This window comes from Actinospineispora acaciae DSM 45401, assembly GCF_000620785.1.
In the GTDB taxonomy this organism is placed as follows: domain Bacteria; phylum Actinomycetota; class Actinomycetes; order Mycobacteriales; family Pseudonocardiaceae; genus Pseudonocardia; species Pseudonocardia acaciae.
In genome coordinates this window covers 174783-199735 of sequence record NZ_JIAI01000008.1, presented here as the reverse complement: position 1 = coordinate 199735, position 24953 = coordinate 174783, and the positions used below count along the sequence as shown (strand labels likewise).

Annotated in this window: 25 protein-coding genes; 5 read left to right on the top strand and 20 right to left on the bottom strand. The window is 72.9% G+C overall.

Features of this window, described 5'->3' with window-relative positions; translation table 11 throughout:
• Positions 1-26: 26 nt before the first annotated feature.
• A complete protein-coding gene (locus N912_RS0131095) occupies positions 27-848 on the top strand; it encodes a class I SAM-dependent methyltransferase (protein WP_051581049.1) in 822 nt (273 codons plus the stop codon).
• Here the strand turns inward: N912_RS0131095 and N912_RS62525 are convergent.
• From N912_RS62525 to ftsH, 10 genes are all read right to left on the bottom strand, one after another.
• Entirely contained in the window at positions 731-1627 is an 897-nt protein-coding gene (locus tag N912_RS62525) for a type III pantothenate kinase (protein WP_028925464.1), read from the bottom strand. The genes N912_RS0131095 and N912_RS62525 overlap by 118 nt on opposite strands.
• Before the next feature lie 22 nt (positions 1628-1649).
• Positions 1650-2537 (bottom strand): pantoate--beta-alanine ligase, encoded by an 888-nt coding sequence (panC, locus tag N912_RS0131085; protein ID WP_028925463.1) that lies wholly within the window; start codon positions 2535-2537, stop codon positions 1650-1652.
• Positions 2534-3469, bottom strand: coding sequence for a Rossmann-like and DUF2520 domain-containing protein (locus tag N912_RS0131080; protein ID WP_051581048.1), 936 nt, complete (start codon positions 3467-3469; stop codon positions 2534-2536). The genes panC and N912_RS0131080 overlap by 4 nt, the downstream gene beginning before the upstream one ends.
• A gap of 117 nt (positions 3470-3586) precedes the next feature.
• Positions 3587-4879, bottom strand: coding sequence for a PrsW family intramembrane metalloprotease (locus tag N912_RS55815; protein ID WP_064745447.1), 1293 nt, complete (start codon positions 4877-4879; stop codon positions 3587-3589).
• 109 nt (positions 4880-4988) lie between these two features.
• Positions 4989-5474, bottom strand: coding sequence for a DUF3180 domain-containing protein (locus tag N912_RS0131070; protein WP_028925461.1), 486 nt, complete (start codon positions 5472-5474; stop codon positions 4989-4991).
• Positions 5471-5980, bottom strand: a complete 510-nt coding sequence (gene folK, locus N912_RS0131065) for a 2-amino-4-hydroxy-6-hydroxymethyldihydropteridine diphosphokinase (RefSeq protein WP_028925460.1) — start codon at positions 5978-5980, stop codon at positions 5471-5473. The genes N912_RS0131070 and folK overlap by 4 nt, the downstream gene beginning before the upstream one ends.
• Entirely contained in the window at positions 5977-6348 is a 372-nt protein-coding gene (folB, locus tag N912_RS0131060) for a dihydroneopterin aldolase (protein WP_028925459.1), read from the bottom strand. The genes folK and folB overlap by 4 nt, the downstream gene beginning before the upstream one ends.
• Positions 6345-7226: a dihydropteroate synthase gene (gene folP, locus N912_RS55810; RefSeq protein WP_037067501.1), complete on the bottom strand. Its 882-nt coding sequence runs from the start codon at positions 7224-7226 to the stop codon at positions 6345-6347. Before folP ends, folB begins: the two co-directional genes overlap by 4 nt.
• A complete protein-coding gene (gene folE / locus N912_RS0131050; protein ID WP_037067682.1) occupies positions 7223-7834 on the bottom strand; it encodes a GTP cyclohydrolase I FolE in 612 nt (203 codons plus the stop codon). The genes folP and folE overlap by 4 nt, the downstream gene beginning before the upstream one ends.
• Before the next feature lie 57 nt (positions 7835-7891).
• A complete protein-coding gene (gene ftsH, locus N912_RS55805) occupies positions 7892-10252 on the bottom strand; it encodes an ATP-dependent zinc metalloprotease FtsH (RefSeq protein ID WP_037067500.1) in 2361 nt (786 codons plus the stop codon).
• A gap of 363 nt (positions 10253-10615) precedes the next feature.
• Here ftsH and N912_RS62520 point away from each other — a divergent pair, with 363 nt between their 5' ends.
• Positions 10616-11620, top strand: a complete 1005-nt coding sequence (locus tag N912_RS62520) for a hypothetical protein (RefSeq protein ID WP_064745446.1) — start codon at positions 10616-10618, stop codon at positions 11618-11620.
• 6 nt (positions 11621-11626) lie between these two features.
• Here N912_RS62520 and hpt read toward each other — a convergent pair whose 3' ends face one another.
• From hpt to dacB, 4 genes are all read right to left on the bottom strand, one after another.
• Positions 11627-12190, bottom strand: coding sequence for a hypoxanthine phosphoribosyltransferase (hpt, locus tag N912_RS0131035; RefSeq protein ID WP_028925457.1), 564 nt, complete (start codon positions 12188-12190; stop codon positions 11627-11629).
• A gap of 39 nt (positions 12191-12229) precedes the next feature.
• The gene (tilS, locus tag N912_RS0131030) at positions 12230-13198 is read right to left on the bottom strand and encodes a tRNA lysidine(34) synthetase TilS (RefSeq protein WP_028925456.1); all 969 of its coding nucleotides are present in this window, start codon (positions 13196-13198) and stop codon (positions 12230-12232) included.
• Positions 13199-13292: 94 nt separating this feature from the next.
• A complete protein-coding gene (locus tag N912_RS0131025; RefSeq protein ID WP_051581047.1) occupies positions 13293-14369 on the bottom strand; it encodes a zinc-dependent metalloprotease in 1077 nt (358 codons plus the stop codon).
• Between the two features lie 200 nt (positions 14370-14569).
• Positions 14570-16015 (bottom strand): D-alanyl-D-alanine carboxypeptidase/D-alanyl-D-alanine endopeptidase, encoded by a 1446-nt coding sequence (dacB, locus tag N912_RS0131020; RefSeq protein ID WP_156994164.1) that lies wholly within the window; start codon positions 16013-16015, stop codon positions 14570-14572.
• An 88-nt stretch (positions 16016-16103) separates the two neighbouring features.
• Between dacB and N912_RS0131015 the strand changes: the two genes are divergently transcribed.
• A complete protein-coding gene (locus N912_RS0131015) occupies positions 16104-16595 on the top strand; it encodes an inorganic diphosphatase (protein WP_028925453.1) in 492 nt (163 codons plus the stop codon).
• Positions 16596-16640: 45 nt separating this feature from the next.
• Here the strand turns inward: N912_RS0131015 and N912_RS55795 are convergent, their stop codons facing one another.
• Positions 16641-18629, bottom strand: a complete 1989-nt coding sequence (locus tag N912_RS55795; RefSeq protein ID WP_064745445.1) for an MDR family MFS transporter — start codon at positions 18627-18629, stop codon at positions 16641-16643.
• Positions 18626-19141, bottom strand: coding sequence for a MarR family winged helix-turn-helix transcriptional regulator (locus N912_RS55790; protein ID WP_064745443.1), 516 nt, complete (start codon positions 19139-19141; stop codon positions 18626-18628). Before N912_RS55790 ends, N912_RS55795 begins: the two co-directional genes overlap by 4 nt.
• Positions 19142-19277: 136 nt before the next feature.
• Here N912_RS55790 and N912_RS0131000 point away from each other — a divergent pair, with 136 nt between their 5' ends.
• Positions 19278-20426 carry an acyl-CoA dehydrogenase family protein gene (locus N912_RS0131000; protein ID WP_028925452.1) on the top strand — a complete coding sequence of 383 codons (1149 nt, stop codon included), beginning with the start codon at positions 19278-19280 and terminating at the stop codon, positions 20424-20426.
• Here N912_RS0131000 and N912_RS63920 read toward each other — a convergent pair.
• Entirely contained in the window at positions 20398-20562 is a 165-nt protein-coding gene (locus N912_RS63920) for a hypothetical protein (protein ID WP_156994163.1), read from the bottom strand. The two genes, N912_RS0131000 and N912_RS63920, sit on opposite strands and share 29 nt — an antisense overlap.
• Before the next feature lie 416 nt (positions 20563-20978).
• Between N912_RS63920 and N912_RS0130990 the strand changes: the two genes are divergently transcribed.
• A complete protein-coding gene (locus N912_RS0130990) occupies positions 20979-22178 on the top strand; it encodes a hypothetical protein (RefSeq protein ID WP_028925451.1) in 1200 nt (399 codons plus the stop codon).
• Here the strand turns inward: N912_RS0130990 and N912_RS0130985 are convergent.
• The 3 genes from N912_RS0130985 to N912_RS0130975 all read right to left on the bottom strand — a co-directional run bounded on the left by N912_RS0130985 (position 22175) and on the right by N912_RS0130975 (position 24938).
• Positions 22175-23551 carry an FAD-binding oxidoreductase gene (locus tag N912_RS0130985; protein WP_051581103.1) on the bottom strand — a complete coding sequence of 459 codons (1377 nt, stop codon included), beginning with the start codon at positions 23549-23551 and terminating at the stop codon, positions 22175-22177. The two genes, N912_RS0130990 and N912_RS0130985, sit on opposite strands and share 4 nt — an antisense overlap.
• 105 nt (positions 23552-23656) lie before the next feature.
• A complete protein-coding gene (locus N912_RS0130980; RefSeq protein ID WP_037067674.1) occupies positions 23657-24511 on the bottom strand; it encodes a crotonase/enoyl-CoA hydratase family protein in 855 nt (284 codons plus the stop codon).
• 46 nt (positions 24512-24557) lie between these two features.
• Positions 24558-24938 (bottom strand): VOC family protein, encoded by a 381-nt coding sequence (locus N912_RS0130975; RefSeq protein WP_028925448.1) that lies wholly within the window; start codon positions 24936-24938, stop codon positions 24558-24560.
• Positions 24939-24953: the final 15 nt, after the last annotated feature.

Below are 24953 nucleotides of genomic sequence, written 5' to 3'. Positions count from 1 at the left end.
CCAGGAGGGTTGCGTACGGTCGGCGCATGGCCAACTACCAGGACAGCTCGTCCGCGCCCGTGGTCAACGAGAACGACCGGGCGCTCAGCTTCGGCACCGTCGCGCAGGCGTACTCCGAGTACCGCCCGAACTACCCGGACACCGCGATCGACTGGGCGCTCGCCCCGCTGGCCGCGCCGATGCACGTGCTCGACCTGGCGGCCGGGACCGGCAAGCTGACCGCCTCGCTGGTCCGCCGCCCCGGCACCACCGTCACGGCGGTGGAGCCGGACCCGAACATGCTCGCCGTGCTCCGCGCCGAGCTGCCCGAGGTGGCCGCCGTGCCCGGCACCGCCGAGCAGATCCCGCTGCCCGACGACTCGGTGCACGCGGTGCTGGTCGGCCAGGCGTTCCACTGGTTCGACCACGAGCGGGCGCTCACCGAGATCGCCAGGGTGCTGCGGCCGGGCGGGGTGGTGGGCGCGCTGTGGAACCACGAGGACAACACGGTCGGCTGGGTGGCCGGCTACCACGAGGCGGAGAACAGGGAGCGCCGGGTGGCCGGCATGAAGACCGGCGGCGACGCCCCGGAGCCGCTGGTGCACCCGGCGTTCGAGCCGGTCGAGCGGTCCGACTTCGACCACTCCATGCGGACCACGGTGAACCGGCTGATCGGCACGTTGAGCACGCACTCCTGGTCGTTGGTCAGCACGCCGGAGGAGCGGGAGGCGGCGTACCGGCGGATCCGGGTCTACCTGGCGGGGGTGCCGGAGCTGGGCCTGTCCGGCGCCGGGGCCGAGGACCGGGAGTTCGAGCTGCCGCTGCGCACCATCGTGCTGCGCGCGGTGCTGCGGGCCGAGCGCAGGTAGACCAGCCGCAGCCCGAGCAGGGTGAGGTCCTCCACGTGCTCGGTGATGGTCTCGGACTCGTCGATGACCAGCGGCGCCAGGCCCCCGGTGGCGATCACGGTGACCGGCGGGTGGTCGAGCTCGGCCAGGATGCGGCGGACCAGGCCGTCGACCTGGCCGGCGAAGCCGAACAGGATGCCGGCCTGCAGGCATTCGACGGTGTTCTTGCCGATCACCGAGCGCGGGCGGAGCAGCTCCACGGTGGTCAGCTGGGCGGCCCTGGACACCAGTGCGTCCAGCGAGATCTCGATGCCGGGCGCGAGCGCGCCGCCGAGGAACTCCCCGCGCGCGGACACCACGTCGATGTTGGTCGAGGTGCCGAAGTCCACCACCACGCACGCGGTGCCGTACAGCCGGTGCGCGGCCAGGGTGTTCACCACCCGGTCGGCGCCGACCTCCTTGGGGTTGTCCACCAGGATCGGCACCCCGGTGCGCACCCTGGGCCCGACGATCACCATCGGCGTGCGGCCCTTGTGCCGGTCGGCCAGGATGCGCAGCTCGCGCAGGATGGACGGCACGGTGGACAGCGCGGCCACGCCGGTCACCTGGTCGGCGTGGCGCCCGAGCATGGCGTCCAGGGCCATCTGCATCTCGTCGGCGGTCATCCGGGGGTCGGTGCGCATCCGCCACTGGTGCACCAGCGGCGGGCGGATGACGTCCTCGGAGTCGGCGCTCGGGGTGCCGCTGGCGTAGAGACCGAGCGAGATCTGGGTGTTGCCGACGTCCACGCAGAGCAGCACGGCGGTGCCCCCTTTGTCTGGGTCAGGGGCCGGGTTTCTCGGCGCCGAGCGTGAGCGGACAGTTGTCGATCAGGCGGGTGGAGCCGACCCTGGCCGCCACCAGCAGCCTGGCCGGGCCGCGTTCGGGGGCCGGCCCCAGCTCGGGGTCGCGCAGCGCGAGGTAGTCCACGTCGACGCCGGAGGCGGCGGCCAGGGTGGCGGACGCGGCGGCGAGCACGGCGTCGGCCCCGTGCGGCGCGGCGTGCCGGCCGGCGGCCAGCGCGGCGGACAGTGCCAGCGCCCGTTCGCGTTCCTCCGGGGACAGGTACGCGTTGCGCGAGGACATCGCCAGGCCGCCCGGCTCGCGGACGGTGGGCACCGCGACCACGTCGACGCCCAGGTCCAGCTCGCGGGCCATCCGCCGGACCAGCACCTGCTGCTGGTAGTCCTTCTCGCCGAAGTACGCCAGCTGGGGGCGGACGATGCCGAAAAGCTTGGCCACCACGGTGAGCACCCCGGCGAAGTGGCCCGGCCGGCTGGCGCCCTCCAGCTCGCTGCCGAGCGGTCCGGGGTGCACCGCGATGCCGGTGGACTCGCCGTACATCGCCTCCGCGGTGGGCGTGAACACCAGCTCGACGCCCTCGGCGCGGCAGGTCTCCAGGTCGGTGGCCAGCGTGCGGGGGTAGCTGTCCAGGTCCTCGCCGACGCCGAACTGCAGCGGGTTGACGAAGATCGATACGGCCACGACCGTGGAGCCGGGCGCGCGGCGGGCGTGGCGGATGAGCTCGATGTGGCCGGCGTGCAGCGCGCCCATGGTGGGCACCAGGGCGACCCTGCGCCCGGCCGCCCGCAGCGTCGTGCTGACCTGGGTGAGCCGGCCCGGCTCGGCGTGCACCGTCAGCTCGCCGGCGGTGTAGGCGGGCGCGCTCACCGGGCGTCCTTGAGCGCGGCGCGTACCTCGGCGCCGGCCTGCTCGGACAGCAGACCGGCGGCGACGGCCCGTTCGGCGGTGCGTTCGGCCAGCTCGCGGTAGCTGGCGGTGACCTCGGGGGCGGCGCGGCCCAGCTCGTGCAGGTGCTTGCGCAGGGTGCCGACGTCGCCCCTGGCCACCGGGCCGGTGAGCGCCCGGTCGCCGTGGCGCAGGGAGTTGTCCAGCGCGGCGGACAGCAGCGGCGCCACCAGCCGTTCGGCCGGGCGCACGCCGGCGCGTTCCAGCACGTCGACGCAGTCGCGGACCAGGGTGGCCAGGTGGTTGGCGCCGTGCGCAAGGGCGGCGTGGTAGAGCGGGCGGACCGCCTCCGGCACCCGCACCGGCTCGGCGCCCATCTCCACCACCAGCGCCTCGCCGACGCTCCAGGCGGCCTCGTCGGCGCCTTCGGTCCCGTCGATGCCGCCGGCGGTGACCCCGACCGAGCACGCGGCCAGCCGTTGGACGTCCTCGGGGCGGCCGGTGAAGGTCATCACCGGGTGCAGCGCCAGCGGCAGCACGCCGTGCTCGGCGGCCGGGGCCAGCACGCCCACGCCGTGCGCGCCCGACGTGTGCGCCACGATCTGCCCCGCGCGGAAGCTGCCCGCCCTGCTCAGGCCGGTGACCAGGCCGGGCAGCATGTCGTCCGGGACGGCAAGCAGCACCAGGTCGGCGCGTTGGGCGACCTGGTCGGGCGGTTCGAGGGGGACGTCGGGCAGCAGCGCGGCGGCCCTGGACACCGACGCCCTGGACACCCCGGAGGTGGCGATGACCTGGTGGCCGGCGGCGGCCAGCGCGGCGCCGAGCACGACGCCCACCCGGCCCGCCGAGACCACCCCGACCGCGAGCCGCGCGGGCCTTGCGGCGCCGTCCGCGCCCGGTGCTGGGGGGTGCATCTCGCTGCGTTCTCCCTGCTCGTTCCAGTCCCGCTCGGTACACGGGTACCAGACGTCGGAACCGTAGATCCGACCGCCCTCGGTGCGCCACCCCCGGTGACCGGGTTCACGCGGCCGCTAGCGCGGCGGATACGGCGGCCGTGACGGCGGGGGGTGGTGCGGGCGCCAGCCTGGGGGTGGTGGGCTCCAGGCGGGTGGTGGGCGGCGGCCCCAGGCGGCGTGCAGGGCGTCGGGGGCTCCCACCGCTCGGGCGCGGCTGGCCAGGACCTCGGCGAGCAGCTCGTCGTGCCAGCGCATGGCGACCGGGCCGAGCGAGCCCCTGGCCATGCGGTGGCGCAGGATGGCCAGTTCGGTGACGGCGCGCTGGTACTCCGCGACCGCCTTGGCCACCGTCGGCCCGGACCGCCGTTTGACCGCGCGCAGCCAGCCGCTGCGCCCGGCCAGGCTCTGCAGCAGCCGCACCTCGCTGGGCGCGATCCAGCCGGCCTGGGCGAAGCCGGGCAGCTCGGCGGCGATCACCCGCTGCTCGCGGCGGCGCTGGTAGAGCATCAGGCAGATCACGAAGAAGAACATCGGCAGCATGATCATCAGGTACACCGGGACCAGCGCGGCGCCGTCCAGGAAGGACGCCGACGCGTTCCAGCAGGCGTGCAGGAACACCGCGGCCAGGAAGCCGCCGATGGGGGCGGCCAGTCGGACCAGCACCGTGCGCGCGTTCGCCGCCACGCCCAGCCCGATGCCGATCATGGACGTGAACAGCGGATGGGCGAACGGGGAGAACACCCCGCGCATGATCAGCACGGCCAGCAGCTCGCCGCTCTGCCCGCTGGCCGCGCCGGACGCGAAGGCCCGGCCCAGGTAGAGGATGTTCTCGGCGAACGCGAACCCGGCCGCCACCACGCCGGCGTACACCACGCCGTCGAGCACCCCGTCGAACTCGCGGCGCCGGAACAGCAGCAGCCCGAGCACGAACGCGCCCTTCAGGAACTCCTCCACCCACGGCGCGACGAACACCGCGCTGAACGTCTCGCTGGCGTCGCCGAGCGCCATGGAGCTGGCCATCTCGGCGCTGGTGTTCAGGATCGAGGCGGCCAGCGTCGCGAAGCAGGCGCCCCAGAGGAACGCCACCAGCAGCATCCGGGGCGGCTCGGGCTCCCAGCGGTCCAGCCACAGGAACGCGGCGACCACCGGGCCGACCGGCAGCAGGGCGCCCAGGGTGCCCACGATCACGCCGGCCGAGCCGACCTCGGAGACCAGGATGCCCAGCAGCAGCAACCCGCAGATGCCGAGGAACACCAGGGCGAGCACGGTGGCGAGCACGCCACGGCGCTCCCGGCGGATCCGGTGCCGGTACGCCGGGTGCCCGCCCAGCGGCCCGGCCGGCACGAGCGGCGGCTGGTTGAACGACATCAGGGCTTGTTCACGCTCCCGAGGTGAGAAACATCGCGTGCAGCGTATCGACCGTTCGGATTCGTTCGCGCGCGTTCTCACCCGTCCGGGCCGCGGGGTCAGCGAACCTTCAGGCGTGCCGGTCGCGGCCCGGGTCGTCGCGGGGTCGGTCGTCGTCTCGGTCGGTCGGGGCACGGCAGCAGCGCTGCAGCCACAGCGCGGCGGCCACCAGGGCGAGCGCGCAGGCCAGGCCGATGGCCGCGCCCGGGGTGTCGCCGGCCGCGGCGGCCAGCTCGCCCCGGCGGGGCAGCAGGTAGCCGAGCAGGCCCAGCCACACCCCGGCCATCACCGCGCCGGCCACCGCGGACGCCTTGGCCAGCGCCACCGCCCGCGCGGCCACCAGCGGCTCCACCGGCTTGGTGCCCGGGCGCCGCTCGATGCGGGCCTTGAGCGCGAAGCCGAGCACGACCTCGATCGCACCCAGCACCAGCAGCGTCACCCCGGCCAGCGGGGGCAGCGCGGGCAGCGTCGAGTAGGCCAGCCTGACCACGAGGTAGGCCACCACGGCCACCACCACGAGGGTGGCGAGCAGCTCCTGCACCCTGGTCGGCTTCATCGCCGCGGCACCAGGTCGAGGTCGTCGCGGCGGCGCAGCCCGTCCTCGCCGAGCGCGGCCAGCAGCGCATCCACCCGCCCGTGCCCGGGCAGCACCGCGTCCGGCTCGATGTCCAGCCACGGGCGCAGCACGGTGTTGCGCTCGGCGGTGCCGGGGTGCGGCAGCAGCAGCTCCGGGTGCTCGCTGCGCACCGGGCTCCCGTCGGGCTTGGAGACGGTGACCACGTCCACGTCCAGCGTCCTGGGCCCCCAGTGCACGGTCCGCACCCGGCCGGCGGCGTTCTCCAGCTCCTGGCCTCGGCGCAGCCAGCCCCATTCGTCCAGCTCGTCGGACGCCACGATCAGCACCGCGTTGAGGAAGTCGTCCTGCGGCACGCCGCCCCAGGCCGCCGTCTCGTACACCGGGGAGGCGGCGACCAGCTCGGCGGCGAACCCGGCCACGGCGCCGCGCAGGTGGGCCAGCCGGTCGCCCTGGTTGGAGCCCAGCGACAGCACGGCCCGGCTCATGGCGCCGGCTCCCGGTCCCGGCGCACTACCACGGCGACGTCGGCGAAGGTCAGTGGGATCGGCGCGTCGGGCTTGTGGACGGTCACCTCGACGGCCTGTACGGGGTGGTCGGCGAGGACGGCGTCGGCGATGCGCGCGGCCACCGCCTCGATCAGGTCGTACGGCGGGCCGGTGATGATCTCGGCGGCGGTGGCGGCCAGCTTGCCGTAGTCCAGCGTGTCGGCCAGGTCGTCGGAGCGCCCGGCCGGGGCCAGGTCCAGCCAGACGGTGAGGTCGACGACGAACTCCTGGCCGTCGCGGCGCTCGTGGGCGTGCACCCCGTGCCGGCCGCGCGCCCGCAGGCCGGTCAGCACTATCCGGTCCGTCACGACGGCCCCGGCCCGTGGTGCCAGGGTGCGTCGACGGAGCCGTAGCGCCACGCCGCGCCGACCGTCACCGCGTCCACCGAGGCCGCCACGTCGTGCACCCGCACCCCCCAGGCGCCGGCCGCCGCGGCCAGCGCGGAGATCGCCGCGGTGGCCACCTCGCGGCCGCCGGCCGGGCGGCGCTTGCCGTCCTCGCCGGCCAGCAGGGTGCCCAGGAAGCCCTTCCGGGACACCCCGACCAGCACCGGCAGGCCGAGCTCGAGCAGCGCGTCCAGGTGGTGCAGCAGCAGCCAGTTGTGCTCGGCGCGCTTGGCGAAGCCGATGCCCGGGTCGATCACCAGCCGGGCCGGGTCCACCCCGGCGGCCACCGCCGCGTCCACCCTGGCCCGCAGCTCGGCGCGGACCTCGGCGACCACGTCGGTGTAGCGGGCCAGCTCGTCCATCCGGTCGCTGTGCCCGCGCCAGTGCATCAGGATCCACGGGACGCGGGCGTCGGCCACGACCTGCGCCATCGCCGGGTCGGCCAGCCCGCCGGACACGTCGTTGACCACCACGGCGCCGGCTGCCAGGGCGGCCGCCGCGATGTGCGCCCTGGTGGTGTCCACGCTGCACGGCACGCCGGCGGCGGCCAGCGCGGAAATCACCGGCAGCACCCGGGTGGCCTCGGTGGGCGCCGGGGTGCGGTGCGCGCCGGGGCGGGTGGACTCGCCGCCCACGTCGACCAGGTCGGCGCCCTGCTCGCGCATCCGCAGGCCGTGCGCGACGGCGTCGTCGGAGTCCACGAAGCGGCCGCCGTCGGAGAACGAGTCGGGGGTCACGTTGAGCACGCCCACCACCACGCACCGGCCCGGCCGGGGCAGGGTGCCGGCCGGGGTGTTCATCGCCCTCGGATCAGGGCCAGCGCCTCCGCGCGCGACGAGGCATTCCCCTTGAACAACCCGCGCACCGCCGAGGTGGAGGTCCGCGACCCGGGCTTGCGCACGCCGCGCATGGCCATGCACAGGTGCTCGGCCTCGATCACGACGATCACCCCGCGCGGCGACAGCCTGCGCACCAGCGCGTCCGCGACCTGCGCGGTCAGCCGTTCCTGGACCTGCGGGCGCTTGGCGTACATGTCGACCAGGCGGGCGATCTTGCTCAGCCCGGTGACCCTGCCGTCGGTGTTCGGGATGTAGCCGACGTGCGCCATGCCGTGGAACGGGGCCAGGTGGTGTTCGCAGACGCTGTACAGCGGGATGTCCCTGACCAGGATCAGCTCGTCGTGGTCCTCTGCGAACGTCTTGGCCAGCTGCTCGTCCGGGTCCTCGTACAGGCCGGCGAACATCTCCTGGTACGCGCTGGCCACCCGGCGCGGGGTCTCCCGCAGGCCCTCCCGGTCCGGGTCCTCGCCGATCGCGTACAGCAGCTCGCGCACCGCCGCCTCGGCCCGTTCCCGGTCGAACGTGCCCGCAACGGGAACGGCCGGCCCCCGCTGCGGCACCGCCCTCAGGCCGTGGGTCTGACTACTCACCACAAGCTCACCAAACGATCTCTCCGGCCGCCGGCGTCAGCGCGCGTTGCCCGACCCGCCGCGGTCATCCTCGGTACCGCCAGACCCGTCCCGCTCGCCGTCCCGGCCGGTCCACCGGTTCGGCGGCGGCCAGTCCTGGCCGCGCGGCATGGTCGCCGGGCGCCAGTTCGGCGGGGCGCCGTAGTTGGGTGGCACGGCGCCGCCCTCCGGGTGCTCGCGCTGCTCGTCGCGCGGCCGGTACGAGCCCGGCGGGTAGCTGGGCCCGGACTGGTAGCCGGGTTCGGGCGCGCGGCCGTAGTTGGGCGGGGCGGCCCGGCCCGGCTGCCCGCCGTTCGGGCTGGGCTGGCCGCCGTTCGGGGCGGGCTGGCCGGTGTACCCGCTGGGGCCCACCGGGGCGGGCTCCCTGGACGGCTCCGGCTCGGGCGCCGGCTCCCGCGACGGGGGCGGCCACGGCTCGCCGCGCTCCTTGGCCCGCTCGGCGGGGGTCAGGATCGGCGGCTTGTCCGACGGGGTTCGCCCGCCGAAGTCGTTGAACGCGGTGATGCGCGGGCGCTTCTCCACCGTGGAGAAGATCCGCTCCAGGTCCTTGCGGACCAGCGTCTCCTTCTCCAGCAGCTCGAACACCAGGTTGTCCAGCACGTCCCGGTAGGTGTTCAGGATCTCCCAGGCCTCGGTGTGCGCCGCCTCGATGAGCTTGCGCACCTCCTCGTCGATCTCGGTGGCGACCTGGATCGAGTAGTCCGGCTGGGTGCCCATGGTGCGGCCCAGGAACGGGTCGCCGTGCTCCTGGCCGTAGCGGACCGCGCCGAGCCGCGCGCTCATGCCGTACTCGGTGACCATCGCCTTGGCGATCTTCGTGGCCTGGTCGATGTCGCTGGACGCGCCGGTGGTCGGCTCGTGGAAGACCAGCTCCTCCGCGCTGCGCCCGCCCATCGCGAACACCAGCCGGGCGATCATCTCGGAGCGGGTCATCAAGCTCTTGTCGTCCTCCGGGACGACCAGCGCGTGCCCGCCGGTGCGCCCGCGCGGCAGGATCGTCAGCTTGTACACCGGCTCCAGGTCGGGCATGGCCCAGGCGGCCAGCGCGTGCCCGCCCTCGTGGTACGCGGTGAGCTTGCGCTCCTCCTCGGAGATGATCCGGCTCTTGCGGCGCGGGCCGCCGATCACCCGGTCCACCGCCTCCTCCAGGGACGCGGCGTTGATCAGCTGGCCGTTCTCCCTGGCGGTGAGCAGGGCGGCCTCGTTGATCACGTTGGCCAGGTCGGCGCCGGACATGCCGACGGTGCGCTTGGCCAGCGAGTCCAGGTCGGCGTCCTTGGCCAGCGGCTTGCCCTTGGCGTGCACCTTGAGGATGGCGCGCCGGCCGGCCAGGTCGGGCGCGCCGACCGGGATCTGCCTGTCGAACCGGCCCGGCCGCAGCAGCGCGGGATCGAGAATGTCCGGCCGGTTGGTGGCCGCGATCAGGATGATCCCGCCGCGCGCGTCGAAGCCGTCCATCTCGACCAGCAGCTGGTTCAGCGTCTGCTCGCGCTCGTCGTGGCCACCGCCCAGGCCGGCGCCGCGCTGGCGGCCGACCGCGTCGATCTCGTCCACGAAGATGATGCACGGGGCGTTCGGCTTGGCCTGCTCGAACAGGTCACGCACCCGGCTGGCGCCGACGCCGACGAACATCTCCACGAAGTCCGAACCGGAGATGGAGTAGAACGGCACCCCGGCCTCGCCGGCGACCGCGCGGGCCAGCAGCGTCTTACCGGTGCCGGGCGGGCCGTAGAGCAGCACGCCCTTCGGGATCTTCGCGCCCAGCGCCTGGTAGCGCGCCGGGTTCTGCAGGAAGTCCTTGATCTCGTGCAGCTCCTCGACCGCCTCGTCGGCGCCCGCCACGTCGGCGAAGGTGGTCTTGGGCATGTCCTTGGACAGCTGCTTGGCCTTGGACTTGCCGAACGAGAGCACCCGGTTCCCGCCGCCCTGGGCGCTGTTCATCATCCAGAACAGCAGCAACAGCACCAGGCCGAGCGGCACCAGGTAGATGAGCAGCTGGGTGAGGAAGGACTCCTGGCGGACCTCGGTGTTGAACGCCGTCTTCGCATCGGTCAGCGCGGTGAACACCCGCTCGCTGCCACCGATCGGGTACTGCGTGATGACCTTGGTGGTCTGTACCTGGTCCCGGTTGCCGTTGTCCGCCGTGATCGGCGCCTTCAGGTCGAGGCGGAGCCGTTGCTCCTTGTCCTCGATCGTGGCGTTGGCGACGTTGTTGCTCGTCACCTGCGTGAGCGCCTGCGACGTCGGGACCTGCGTATAGCCCCGAGAATCGTCGAAGAACTGGCTGAACACGACATAGAGCAGCAACGCCGCCAAGATCCAAGTCAGCGGGTTACGGATCAGACGCTTGCGGTCCATGCAGCTGCGGCCTCCGGGGCCTCGACCCTCCCTGAACGTGTCGAGCGGACCCCACCGGCACGATGCCTTCCAACCGCGCTAAACCACGTGTCGAAACCATCTCGTCGCGCCGAGCGGCGAACACCCGAGAGTACCCAGCGTACCGGCCCAATCTCCAGCTCGTGTGTCGGTCTGCTCACCGGCCTAACGTGATCGCCGTCGACCGAGTTCCAGGCGTTCGCGCACGGTGGAATCGGGCGGGTCGGAAGATGCCCCTTCCGGTCCGGAGGATCACCGGATCGTGGCCGGTACCGAGTGACGTGCGCCTCGTTAGCGCAGTAAGCCACCCCGGGGTGAACCATGCGCTTGTCGGCAGGAGTACAGATGACCGTCCGTTCCCTGATCAATCGAGGCCGCCTGCTGCGCTGCGTCGCCGCCGCCGGACTGGTGATCGGTGCCACCGCCGTCGCGATGCCCGGCAGCGCGCAGGCCGCCGAGCTCGCGTCGGGCAGGGACGGCACCATCCACCCCGGGGTGAAGATGCAGAGCCCCGAGGGGCAGTGCACGGCGAACTTCGTGTTCAAGGGCGACGGCAAGGTGTACATCGGCCAGGCCGCGCACTGCACCGGAACGGGCAACGCCAACGAGACGGACGGCTGCACGTCGAAGTCGCTGCCGCTGGGCACCGAGATCAAGATCCAGGGCGCGAGCAAGCCCGGCAAGCTGGCCTACAACTCCTGGCTGACCATGCAGAAGAACGGCGAGAAGGACAAGAACACCTGCTCGTACAACGACTTCGCGCTGGTGCAGGTCGACGAGGACGACGTGTCGAAGGTGAACCCGGCGGTGCCCACCTTCGGCGGCCCGACCGGGGTGCGCGAGCGCGGCCTGCCGGCCGGGGCGACGGTGTACAGCTACCAGCAGTCCGGGCTGCGGCAGGGGCAGCTGTCCGAGAAGCAGGGCATCAACCTCGGCGACAACGGCGGCGGGTGGACGCACGAGGTGGCCACCCTGACCCCGGGCGTGCCCGGTGACTCCGGCAGCGGCTTCCTGGACTCCGACGGGCGCGCGTTCGGCCTGCTCAGCACGCTGAACCTGGCCCCGGCGCCGGGTACGAACGGGGTGTCCGACCTCGGCAAGGTGCTGGCGTACGCGAACAAGAACGGCGCCAAGGTCAGCCTGGTCAACGGCGGGCCGTTCCACGGCAGCCCGCTGCCGGAGCTGCCGCTGGCCGGTGCGCCGGTGGTGGACGGCGCGCAGGGGGTCCCGAACGCGGCGCAGGCCCAGGAGGCGGCGCCGGGTGACGTCACGGTCCGGCCCCGGCGCAACAACGCCCCGGAGCCGAACGCGGACAAGCCGGAGCCGAAGGGCCTGCTCGGCGGGTTCTAGCCCGACTCAGGCGTACACGCTCGGGTCCAGGGTGCCGATGTAGGGCAGGTCGCGGTAGCGCTCGGCGTAGTCCAGCCCGTACCCGATGACGAACTCGTTCGGGATGTCGAAGCCCACGTAGCGCACCGACACGTCCACCTTGACCGCGTCCGGCTTGCGCAGCAGCGTGCAGACCTCCAGCGACGCCGGCCCGCGCGCCTCCAGGTTCTTCAACAGCCAGGACAGCGTGCGGCCGGAGTCGATGATGTCCTCGACGATCAGCACGTGCCGGCCGGCGATGTCGCGGTCCAGGTCCTTGAGGATGCGCACCACCCCGGACGAGGAGGTGGCCGAGCCGTACGAGCTGACCGCCATGAACTCCAGCTGCACCGGCAGCGGCAGCGCCCTGGCCAGGTCGGTCATGAACATCACGGCGCCCTTGAGCACGCCGACCAGCAGCAGGTCGGTGGCTCGGCCGGTGCCGGGGCAGCGCTCGACGTAGTCCTGGGCCAGCTGCTTGGCCAGCTCGGTGACCTTGTCCCTGATCTGCTCCTCGGTGACCAGAACGGAAGCGACGTCGCCGTCGTACAAGGCTCAGGGCCTCCTTATGCCTTACGCCCGCCGGTATACCTAATCACGCAGCCGGTCTTCGAGCATGAGCCTCCCATGCCGGCGGTGCAGCACCAAGCCGCCGGGCAGTGAGATCCCCCCTTGTCCGCGCCAGCGGTCGAGCAACGCGTCGGCGCGCCGCAGCTGCGGGTCGGTCAGCTCGGGCACGCCGGCATCGAGCAACCAGCCGCGCAGCACCCGCCGCCGCACCGCCGCCGGACAACCGGCCAGCGCCTTGGCGTCGAGCCCTGTGTCCGTCGTCGACTCGGCCCGGGCCTGCGCGGCCCATTCGTCGAGCGCGGTGCCGTCCTCGCGCAGCTGCTCCGCCGTGCGCGCCAGCGCCTCCGCCACCCCGCCGGCCAGCACCTCCTCCAGCAGCGGCAACGCCTCGGTGCGCAGCCGGACCCGGGTGAACCGTGGGTCGACGTTGTGCGGGTCGTCCCACACCTCGATGCCGGCCGCCGCGCACGCCGCCCGGGTGGTCCGGCGCCTGATCGCCAGCAGCGGGCGCAGCCACGGTGGTTGGTACGGGCTCATGCCGGCCAGCGAGCGCGCGCCGGAGCCCCGCCCGAGCCCGAGCAGCACGGTCTCCGCCTGGTCGTCCAGGGTGTGCCCGAGCAGCACCGGGCTGTCCTCGGTCGGCCGGGCGGCCCGCAGCGCGGCATACCTCGCGCGCCTGGCCGCCGCCTCCATCCCGCCGGGTCCGCTCACGTCGACGGTCAGCACCTCGGCCTCGACGCCCATCCCGGCCAGGCGCGCGGCCGTGGCCTCGGCGCGCTCGGCGGAGCCGTCCTGCAGGCCGTGGTCCACCACGGCGGCCCTGGCCGGCCAGATGCGACCCAGGTGCGCGGCCGCCTCGGCGAGCGCCATCGAGTCCGCCCCACCGGAGCACGCCACCAGCACCGGCGTCCCCGCCACGCACCCCGCCGCCTCCAGCGCCCCCCGCACCGCGCGCCGCACCTCCGCCACCTCGCCCGGCGGCCCGCTCACCGTCGGCGCCCCCGTCATCGCCCGCACACCCGGTTCGTACCCCACACACCCGCTGCAGTGCATGTGCGGCGCACGGAGTGGTTGTGCGAGCACATCAGACGCGGCGGAGCCAGGCGTCGGGGTCCGTGAGTTCGGCGCGGGTGGGGAGGGTGGCGGGGGAGGTCCAGACCTTGTTGAAGCCGGTCATGCCTACGGAGTCGACTACGTGTTTGGTGAAGGCAGAGCCGACCGCGTACTGGCGGACCTTCGCCTCCACGCCGAGCAGGGCGCGGAGCAGGCGGTCCAGCAGGCCGCCGCCTCGGCGGCGCGCGGTGAACCGGCCTCGGATGGTGGCCACCGAGGGGACGACGGCCGGGCCCACGGCGTCCATCACGTGGTCGGCGTGGCCCTCCAGCAGCGTGGTCAGCGCCAGCAGGCGGTCCAGCATGGCGCGCTGCTCGGGGCCCTGCAGCAGCTCGATCAGGCCCATGCCGCCCTTGCCCTCGCGCGCGGAGGAGATCACCCCGGGCAGCCGCTCCAGTATCCCGGCGGCGGTGGTCTCGGCGGCGGACAGGAAGCCGGTCACCTCGCCGGAGAAGTAGTCGCGCAGCCAGGGCACGGCGGTGAACTGCAGCCGGTGGGTGGCCTCGTGCAGGCACACCCACAGCGCGAAGTCGTCCATCGGCACGTCCAGCGCCTGCTGGGCGGCCACCACGTTCGGCGCGACCAGCAGCAGCCGGCCCTCGCCGTCCGCCCCGCCGTACGGGTCGTACTGGCCGAGCACCCTGCTGCCCAGGTAGGACAGCACCGCGCCGGCCTGCAGCCCGGCGGTGGTGGAGGTCAGCTTGCGGGCGGTGGCGGGCACGGCGGGCAGCTTGGCGTCGCGGGTCAGCGCGGCCATCCCGGCCACGGCGGCCGATGCCCAGCTCGGGCGGTCGACCACGTCGGCTGGCAGCAGCGGCAGGCCGGCGCCCAGGCCGGTGACCTCCCGGACGTGCCCCTCCGCGGTCACCGCGTCGGCCCGCAGCAGCTCCACGATCCGCAGCGCCTCGGCCTGGCTCACGGTCGGGCCGGGCTGCATCAGGCGGGTGGCGGTGCGGGCGGCCAGCCCCCAGTCCACCGGCAGGCCCCTTGGCGCCTCCTCCGCCGACTCGTCGGGCGGGTCGGACGTGGTGGCAGGCTCTGGCGGCACCCCACCACGGTACGCATAGTGCTGGGCTAGTGCCGTGACATGGAAGGTTGGTGCGTTTATTCGGTGGATCCAGGCGTCGGCTGGCAAGGCTGCGTCTGATTCGGAGCCCCAGATACCGGGGTTGTATCTGGGGCGACGACAACGCCGCCAGGCGGCGTCTGGGCCGCCGAGAAACGTGCCGAACCTTTCGTGTCGCGGCACTAACGGCAGCCGCAGGCGCGCAGGGCGGCGGCGATCGCGTCCAGGCGCGGGCGGGACTCCGCCGGGTTGGTGCCGTTGGACATCAGCGCGAACGTCAACAGCCGGCCGTCGGTGTCGGTGACCACCCCGGCCAGCGAGCTCACCCCGGTCAGGGTGCCGGTCTTGGCCCGCACGAACCCCTTGCCGGGCGCCGAGTCGCCGACGTCGAACCGGCTGCTGAGCGTCCCGGAACCGCCGGCCACCGGCAGCCCGGACAGCAGCGGCCGCAGCCGGGCCGACCGGGGGTCCGAGGCCGGACCGCTGGCCGCCGTCATGATCTCGCCGAGCAGCCGGGCCGGCACCTGGTCGGCGGTGGACAGCCCGCTGCCGTCGATGATCCGCGCGCCGCCGACGTCGAAGCCGGCCTCGGTGAGCGTCTCGCGCACCGCCCGCGCGGCGCCGGCGAACGACGGCTCGGCGCCCCTGGCCAGGGCGACCTGCCTGGCCAGCGCCTCGGCGAGCACGTTGTCGGAGATCCGCAGGGCGTTCTCGACCAGGTCGCCGATGGTCGGCGAGCTGACCTCGGCGAGCACCTTCGCGCCCGGCCGCGCGGTCTTGACGGTGACCGTCGCCGGGTCCGCGCCGATCCGCTTGGCCAGCGCCTTGCCCGCGTCGGCGGCCGGGGTCGGGGTGCGCGGCGGGTCCAGCTCGTCCGGCTTGCTGCGACCGCCGTCCATGATCAGCGGCTCGATCGGGGTCAGGTAGCCGCCGGCGATGTCCGCGGGATCCCAGCCCGGCGCCAGCCCCGGGCCGGAGAACAGGCTGGTGTCCACGGCCACCGAGCGGACCGGCCCCGGGAGCGCGTCACGGACCGCGGCGGCCAGGGTGTCCAGCTTGGCCGCGCCCGGGTACACCGATTCGGTCGGCGTGGTGCCCGCGGAGTTTCGGGTGGCCGAGGGGAGCACGGACAGCGTGGGGTCGCCGCCGCCGACCAGCACCACCGAGTCCGGGCTGTCGCCGGCCACCACCCGGGTGGTCAGCCGCGCGGTCGGGGACATGGTCAGCAGCACGGCGGCGACGGTGAGCAGCTTGCCGGTGGAGCCCGGCGTCATCGCCCGGTCCGGGTTGCGCGACCACAGCGCCTGCCCGGTGGCCGGGTTGAGCACCACGCCGGTGAGGCTCCCCAGCGCGGCGGCGCTGGTCGGCTTGCCCAGCGCGGCGGCCAGCCCGCCGCTGGTCGGGGCCGGTGCGTCGGCCGCCAGCGGCCCCATCGCGAGCCTCGGCGGCGGCGGCGCCGGTTTCGCCCGGTGCAGCAGCCCGACCCGCTCCAGCAGCTCCGGCCCGGCCAGCGCGGACCCGGCGCCGAGCGCGGCCACCAACACCAGCGACAACGAGGTGATCACGGTCCGCCGACGTGACCAGGGCAACCGCAGCCAGCCCGCGATACGGCGTAGCAGTGCGCGCACCCACCCACCCTCCCCGGCCGGTATCCGGTGCCCCACACTAGACGGGCCCAAACGGACCCGACCACCGGTGAAAGGACCAGCGAGTCACGTGGAGTTCGACGTCACGATCGAGATCCCCAAGGGCGTCCGCAACAAGTACGAGATGGACCACGAGACCGGTCGCATCAAGCTCGACCGGACGCTGTTCACCGCCACCCAGTACCCCGCCGACTACGGCTTCATCGACGACAGCCTGGGCGAGGACGGCGACCCGCTGGACGCGCTGGTGCTCGTCCAGGAACCCACGTTCCCCGGCTGCCTGATCCGCTGCCGGGCCATCGGCATGTTCCGGATGCGCGACGAGAAGGGCGGCGACGACAAGGTGCTGTGCGTACCCACCGCCGACCCGCGCCTGGAACACCTGCGTGACATTCACCACCTGGCCGAGTTCGACCGGCTGGAGATCGAGCACTTCTTCCAGGTCTACAAGGACCTGGAGCCGGGCAAGAGCGTCGAGGGCGCCAAGTGGGTCGGCCGCACCGAGGCCGAGCACGAGATAGAGCGCTCCTGGGCCCGCGCCAAGGAGCAGCTCAACCCGTGAGTGGTTAGCGTTGCTATAGCCACGCTAACCACTCACGGGTTCTGATCAGGCCTTTCGCGAGGACTCGGCCGGCGAGAGGTCGAGCAGCTCGTTGACCTGGTCGGTGGTCAGGCCCTGGCGGGCCAGGTCGCGGCGGGCGTCGAACAGCGTCTTGGTGTGCTCGTTGAGCTCACGGCGCACCCGGCGCGCGTCGTCCCTGGCCCGCTCGGCGACCTTGAGGGTGGCCAGCGTGCCGTCCAGGTCGGTGACCAGGTTGGCCAGCAGCTTGTCCCGCAGTCCCTCGTCGACCTCGTTGATGGCGACCGCCGCGGCCGGCAGCGGCGCCTCGTCGGACTTGCCGTCCACCTTGACGTCCGCCTTCGCCGCCGCGACAGTCGCCGCCGCGGCCGCCGAGCGCTGCGCCTCGATGCCGGACTCCTGGCGCAGCGGCACGTCCGGCAGGAAGATCACCAGCGCCAGCGCCGCGATCAGCAGCACGGCGCCGACCAGCAGCGTCAGCGACATCGAGGACGAGAAGCCCTCCAGGAACGGAAGCGCCAGCCGCCCATCGATCCGGCCGAGGAACGACGAGTCCTCCAGCGAGAACCCGCCGAGCCCGCCGCCCGAGACCGCCGAGAGCACCGGCTCGTTGGCCGGGTTCGCCCGCACCGCCGGGTCGACCAGCGCGGCCTGGAACGCCGGCGTCGGCGCGACCGCCCGGAACGCCGAACCGATCTTGTCGGGCAGCGAGCTGAACAGGATGGACAGGAACACCGCCGTGCCCATGGTGCCGCCCATCTGCCGGAAGAACGTGGCCGACGCGGTGGCCACGCCCATGTCCTTGGCCGGCATCGCGTTCTGCACCGACAGCGTCAGCGTCTGCATGCACGAGCCCAGGCCCCAGCCGAAGATCAGCATGAACGTTCCGGTCCACCAGAACGAGGTGTCCACGCCCACCCGCGACAGCAGGAACAGCCCGGTGATCATCAGCGACACGCCGAGCACCGGCCAGCGCCGCAGCGTCCCGGTGCGGGAGATGACCTGGCCGGAGAACGTCGACATGGACATGATCCCGAGCATCAGCGGCAGCGTGAGCAGGCCGGCCTCGGTCGGGGTGGCGCCCTTGACGATCTGCAGGTAGAGCGGCAGCGAGGAGACGCCGCCGAACATGCCCATGCCCACGATCAGGCAGGCCGCCGTGCCCAGCCCGAACGTCCGGTTCCGGAAGAACCGCAGCGGCAGCAGCGCGTCCTCGCCGTAGCGCCACTCGTTGGCGATGAACAGCGCGAGCCCGATCGCCGCGATGGCGAAGCACACCACCGAGCTGGTCGACCCCCAGCCCCAGGCCCGGCCCTGCTCGGCGACCAGCAGCAGCGGCACCAGCCCGATGGCCAGCGCGATCGCGCCCGGCCAGTCCACCCTGCGGTGGCGCTTGGCGTGCGGCAGGTTCAGCACCTTGGTGACGACGAACAGCGCGACGATTCCGATCGGCACGTTGACCAGGAACACCCAGCGCCAGCCGGTGATGCCGAGGATCGACGCCTGGCCGGCCAGCAGGCCCCCGGCCAGCGGCCCGAGCACGCTCGCGGTGGCGAACACCGCCACGAAGTAGCCCTGGTACTTCGCCCGCTCCCGGGGCGAGACGATGTCGCCGATGATCGTCAGGGCCAGCGAGAACAGCCCGCCCGCGCCGATCCCCTGCAGCGCCCGGAACGCCGCGAGCTGGTACATCGAGCCGGAGAACGTACAGGCCACCGAGCCGACCACGAACACCGCGATGGCGAACAGGAACAGCGGCTTGCGCCCGTAGAGGTCGGACAGCTTGCCGTACAGCGGGGTGGTGAGCGTGGAGGTGATCAGGTACGCGGTGGTCACCCAGGCCTGCAGGCTCAGCCCGCTCAGGTCGTCGGCGATGGTCCGGATCGCGGTGGCCACGATCGTCTGGTCCAGGGCGGCCAGGAACATCCCGGCCATCAGCCCGCCGATGATCGTCAGGATCTGCCGTTGGGTGAGTAACGGCTGTTGCGCCGGTATCGTCGGCGCGGTCGTGGTCATCGTGATTCCCCCTCGTGCTGGTGACCAGGCGCTTGTGGCGCCTCAGGGCCCAGGAAGTACCGTTCGTAGTCCTCGTTGAACCTGGCGAGCAGCTCGCCGAGCCGGCGCCGGTCCTCGTCCGGCCAGGCCGCGAGCATCTCGGCGAACATCTCGTTGCGCCGCCGCCGCTTGTCCTGGAAGACCCGCTCGCCGGCCTCGGTCGCCGCCAGCAGGCTGGCCCGGCCGTCGCTCTGGTCGGCGCGCCGCTCGACCAGGCCGAGCTTCACCAGGGTGGCGGCCTGCCGGCTCACCGTGGACGCGTCCGAGTGCACCGCCTCGGCCAGCGCCCCCAGCCGCCGAGGCCCGCCCTTGACCAGGTGAACCAGCAGCAGGTACGTGGCCCGCTCCAGGCCGTCGCCCTGCCGCGCGGCCTGGCGAGCTTGCACCCGCTCCATCTGCCGCAGCAACCGATATAGCTCGCCGCCGATCCGGTCGAGCTCCTGCTCGCGCGTGGTGACCTCGCTGCTGCGCACGGATCTCTCCCCGTCCGTCGATTACTCTCCGTCGAACTATTTGTCGAGTACACGTAGTTGTGCGTTACAACCATGCATCGGCCGTCGGTATTCCGACAACCGACTTATGGGCCGGGTGCCGCCTACGCTGACCGTCATGGACGAGTCCGACTTCCGGGACGTGCTGGCGGCGACGCGCGAGTTCGTGCGCGAGCGGGTGGTGCCGGTCGAGGCGGAGATCGACGAGAAGGACGAGGTCCCGGCGGCGCTGCGGGACGCGTGCAAGTCGATGGGGCTCTACGGGTTCGCAATCCCGGAGCGGTTCGGCGGGCTCGGGCTGCCGCTGGCCCAGGAGGTGCGGCTGGTCTTCGAGCTCGGCTACACCACGCCGGCGCTGCGCTCGATGTTCGGTACGAACAACGGCATCGCCGGGCACGTGCTGATCGAGGGCGGCACCGACGAGCAGCGCGCCGACTGGCTGCCCAGGCTGGCCGGCGGCGAGGTGACCGCCTCGTTCGCGCTGACCGAGGCGGACGCCGGCTCCGACCCGTCCGGACTGGCGACCACCGCCCGTCGCGAGCCGGACGGCTCCTGGGTGCTCAACGGCGCGAAGCGGTACATCACGAACGCGCCGCTGGCGGACGTGTTCATGGTGTTCGCCCGCACCAACCCGGACGCTCCGGCGAACCGGGGGATCTCCACGTTCCTGGTGCCGCGCGCGGCGGCCGGGCTGTCGGTCGGGCCGAAGGACCAGAAGATGGGCCAGTTCGGCGCCTGGACCGCGGACGTGTACCTGGACGACGTGCGGGTGCCCGGCGACGCGCTGGTCGGCGGCGAGGCCGGGGTGGACACGGGGTTTGTGACGGCGATGCGTTGTTTGGCGCACGGGCGGCTGCACATCGCGGCGCTGTGTGTCGGGATGGCCGAGCGGCTGGTGGACGAGACGGTCGCGTTCGCCCGCACGCGCGAGCAGGGCGGGCGCGCGATCGGTGCGTACCAGTTGGTCCAGGGCATGGTCGCGGACTTGGTGACGGACTACCGGGCCGGGCGCGCGCTGGTCGGTTCGGTGGCGGCGGACTTCGATGCGGGTACGGACACGAACGTCGGGCCGGCCACGGCGAAGTACTTCTGCAGCGAGATGGTCGGGCGGGTGGCGGACCGGGCGGTGCAGGTGCACGGCGGCGCCGGCTACATGCGCGGGGTCCCGGTGGAGCGCTTCTACCGCGACGCGCGGCTGTTCCGCATCTACGAGGGCACCAGCCAGATCCAGCAGCTGATCATCGCGCGCGGCGTCCTGCGCTCTTGAGCCGGTCGTGGTTCCACCGGCGCTCCTCGGCGATGCGTTTCCAGGCCGCTGCCTGGGCGCCTCGGTCGGCCATCACGGCGAGCGCGACGAGCAGCGCGATGACGAGGACACCCGAGGCGATGACGTAACCGAGCATCTGCCGTTCCTCCCTCTGTTCGGAGGCGCTCAGGCTTTTGCGCAAGTGACCGGCGGGTCAATCACGGGGTTGGCGTTCGTTCCCGGCGCCCGCCAAGCGGTGGCTTGAGTACGGGCATTCGCTCATCGCAACGCATTACGAAACGCCCGTCAGGACAACGTTACTTCTTGGTACGGTCATTCCTCACACATGAGTCCGTCGGGGAGCGTGCCATGGTTATCCGGGCGACCGGCCGTCAACCTCGTGATGTCGCTGGTCAACGCCTGGCTGCGCGGCTCAGGCAGGCGCGCGAGCGGGCTCGTCCCTCGGACGGCGGGCCGCCGACGCAGAAATGGTTGGCGCACCAATTCTCGCCGGCCCGCCATCCGCAGCAGATCAGCAGCTTCGAAAAGGGACGGGAAATACCCGGGCTCACGGTGCTGGTCGAACTGTTCGAGATCCTGCGCGACCCGGCCGACGCCGACGAGTTCGCGGAGTGGCTGACCGACTGGATGATCGCCAGGGCGGAGCACGACGGGCCGGCGGAGTCGCGGCTGCTGGACGCCGCTCTCGAACGCCTCGGGCGGTCGACGACCAGGGCGAGCCGAGGCACCAAGGGTCCGCTGCGCTCGCTGGCGGACTTCCCCGGCGACGACCCGTTGACGGTCATCCTCGGCGACCGCCGCGAGCTGCGCGCGAAGAGCGCCGCCGACTGCCTGATCTACTCGGGCTCGACCACCGACGCCATGTACCTCAGCGCGCTGGGGTGCCACATGGAGAACGCCGTCATCCGCTCGGACAAGCTGCTGCTGCGGATGCCGACCGACTACCTGGAGTCCATGCCGGAGGTGGCCAACCGGAACCTGCTCGTCATCGGCAGCCCGGCGGTGAACTGGGGTGCCCGGATCCTGAACGAGAGCGACGCGGTCTTCCCGTTCCGTATCGACGAGGACGTGGCGCGCCGCGACGAGGAGTTCCGCGCCGACGATCGGATGCAGGACGAGACGTTCGCGTCCATCTTCTGGGACCTGGCCCGCGAGGCGGGCAGCGTCGAGGGCGTCACCCGGCTCGACGAGCTGGCCGTGCTGGAGCGGCTGGACGAGAACCTGCGCCCGCTGGTGCCCACCGCCGCCGCCCTCGCGCACCGGGTGCTCGCCGGGTCCACCGCGAAGGCGATGATGAACAAGTTCCGCAGCCTGGGCATCCTCGACCCGGCCGACCAGGAGCACCACGCCCAGATCACCTACGGCTCCAACGACTTCGCCGTGGTCACGCTGGCCCGCAACCCGTGGAGCGTCGACGGCCGGCACCGGGCGGTGGTGTGCGGCGGCATCCACGGCCCGGGCACGGCGGCCGCTTTGCGCGAGCTGCTGGTGCGGCCGGAGCGGTTCGAGAACCACCCGCTCGGCGCCGTGCTCGAGGTCAAGCTGCGGCTCGACCTCGACTGGCCCACCCGGTTCGAGAACGCCAGCGTCTCGTTCCAGACCCAGGAGTACGCCGCGTCCGGCGTGCTGGAGCACCTGGAGACCGCCCTCGCGACGCCCCCGGAGCGGCGGACGTCGATCTTCCGGCTGATGGGTGAGGAGTCCCTGCGGGCGCGCGCGGAGTTCGTCAGGAGCGTCCTCTCGCAGCCCTAGGAGGGCCGGATGTTGACGTTGTGCCGGAACACGTTGTCCGGGTCGTAGCGGGTCTTCAGGGCCACCAGCCGGTCGTGGTTGGCGTGGCCGTAGCTGGCGCGCACCAGCTCCGGCGCGCGCTCGACCAGCTGGTTCGCGTACGGGCCCAGCGAGGTGGGCGACAGCGGGCTGATCAGGCGCCATGCGGCGTGCAGGTACCGGGCGGGATCCTCGTCGGGGCGCCATCGGGCGTCGACCTCGACCATCCAGCGGGCGGCGCGGTGCCCGAACGCGGTGTCCGACCCGTCCACCCGGCCGAACGCCCCGCCGAGGCCGTTCAGCACCACCGTCACGCCGGCCGGTGAGGACAGCCACTCCTCGACGAGCTTGTCGATCACGCCGGGGTCCAGCTCGGGCATCAGCTCGATCCGGGTGTACTGGTGCAGCTGCCTGACGTGCGGCGGCTCGGTGATCAGGCCCTGGTACTCCAGGTAGCTCATCGGGCCGACCCGGTCGGACAGCGGCGCGCCGAACCGACGCACCTCGGCCAGCGCCGCATCCGCCGCGGCCGGTGCGCCGAACCAGGTCGGCAGGGCCAGCACCGAAGGAACGCCGTGGACCGCCTCGGGCAGGAACGGCAGCGGCGGCGTGGTCCACAGCACCACCGACATCGCCGCCGTGTCGGGCGCCCGCGCCAGCCAGTCGGCCACCGCGCGGAGGAAGCCGGCCGCGGCCTCGGCGGCGTGCACCAGCGGGCCGCCCACCAGCCGGTCGACCGGGTGCAGCCGGTTGGTCAACGCGGTGACCACGCCGAAGTTCGCCCCCGCGCCGCGCAGGCCCCAGAGCAGGTCGGGGCGCTCGGTCCGGCTGGCCGTCAGCACCTCGCCCTCGGCGGTGACCACCTCGGCGGCGACCAGGTTGTCGCAGGCCAGACCGTACTGCCGGGTCAGCTCGCCGATCCCGCCGCCGAGGGTGAAGCCGGCGATGCCGACCCCGCCGAGGTGCGCCGACGGGCTGGCCAGCCCGAACCGCTGGGTCCGCCGGTCGTACTCGGCGGTGGTCAGGCCCGGCTCGGCGGTCACGGTGCGCGCCGCCGGGTCGACCCGGGCGCGCTTCATCGCGGACAGGTCGATGAGCAGCCCGCCGTCGATGGTGCCCCAACCGGCCACGTGGTGTCCGCCGGAGCGCACGGCCAGCGGGAGCTCGGCCTCCCGCGCGTACCGCACGGCGGCGACCACGTCGTCGGTGCCTTCGCAGCGCGCGATGACCGCCGGGCTCTTGTCGACGCGCCCGTTCGCCACCCGCCGGGCCTGCTCGAACTCCGCCGAGCCGGGCAGGATCAGCCGCCCTCGAAACTCCCGGCGCAGCGCATCCGTCAGGGGGCCGATCCGCATGGCCGCCAGCGTATGGCGGCCGCCCGCGCGCGAACCCGATCCGACCATGCCGGTTCGCACTGCCACGGTGGCGTGCCCGGCATAGCGCGTCCGTCGGTCTTGGGCCTAGGGCAGCGGGGTGAAGGGGCGCTCGTCCCACCAGGGGTAGAAGTCCGGCAGGTCGCTGGGCACCCGGCCGGGGTAGCGCGGTGGGCGCTTCTCCAGGAACGACTCGACGCCCTCGCGCGCGTCCGGGCCGCGCCCGACGTGCTCCAGCGTGCGCGACTCCACCTCGTGCGCGGCCATCGGGTGGTCGGCGCCGAGCATCCGCCACATCAGCTGGCGGTTCAGCGTGACCGACACCGCCGAGGTGTTCTCCGCGATCTCCCTGGCCAGGTCCAGGGCGGCGGGCAGCAGTTCGTCCGCCGGGTGCACGCTGCGCACCAGGCCGGCGGCGTGGGCCTCGGCGGCGTCGAACACCCGGCCGGTGAGCGTCCACTCCAGCGCCTTGGCGATGCCGACCACCCTGGGCAGGAACCAACTCGCGCAGCCGTCGGCCACGATGCCCCGGCGGGCGAACACGAAGCCGATCTTCGCGGTGTCGGCGGCCAGCCGGATGTCCATCGGGAGGGTCATGGTGGCGCCGACGCCCACGGCCGGGCCGTTGATCGCGGCGATCAGCGGCTTCGTGCACTGGTAGGTGCGCAGGTTGAGCATGCCGCCGGTGTCGCGGTGCGGCTCGTCTTTGTGTTCGCGGGCGAAGGTGGCGCCGCCCCGGCCCAGGTCGGCGCCCGCGCAGAAGGCCCGCCCGGCGCCGGTGACCACTATCGCGCGGACCTCGTCGTCGGCGTCCGCCTTGTCGTAGACGTCGATCAGCTCGTCGTGCATGACGTTGGTGTAGGCGTTGAGCCGGTCCGGTCGGTTGAGCCTGACCAGCAGGATCGAGCCGTCGCGCTCGGTTTCGACTGTGGAGTAGGTCACGTCCGGCACCGTACTTGCGGTGTGGGCGTCCCGCTCGGTCGTCGAGCTACCCGCCGCTGCCGTACGGGCGGGTGAGGATCTCCAGGTAGTGGCCGTCCGGGCTGTCGAAGTAGACGCCCCGGCCGCCGTCCCTGGTGTTGATCTCGTTCGGCTGGTGGTGCATCGGATCGGCCCAGTAGTCCAGGTTGCGCTCCTTGATCCGCCCGAACACCTCGTCGAACTCGGCCTCGGTGAGCAGGAACGCGTAGTGCTGCGGGTGGACCTCGTCGGCGTCCATGAAGTCCAGGCTGACCCCGTTGGACGCCTGCACCACCTCGAACGGCCCGAACCGGGTCGGTGCGGGCAGGCCCAGCAGGTCGGCCAGGAAGGTCGCGGAGGACGCCTTGTCCCGGCTGGCCACGATCGTGTGGTTCAGCTCGACAGCCATGCCTCGACGCTACGC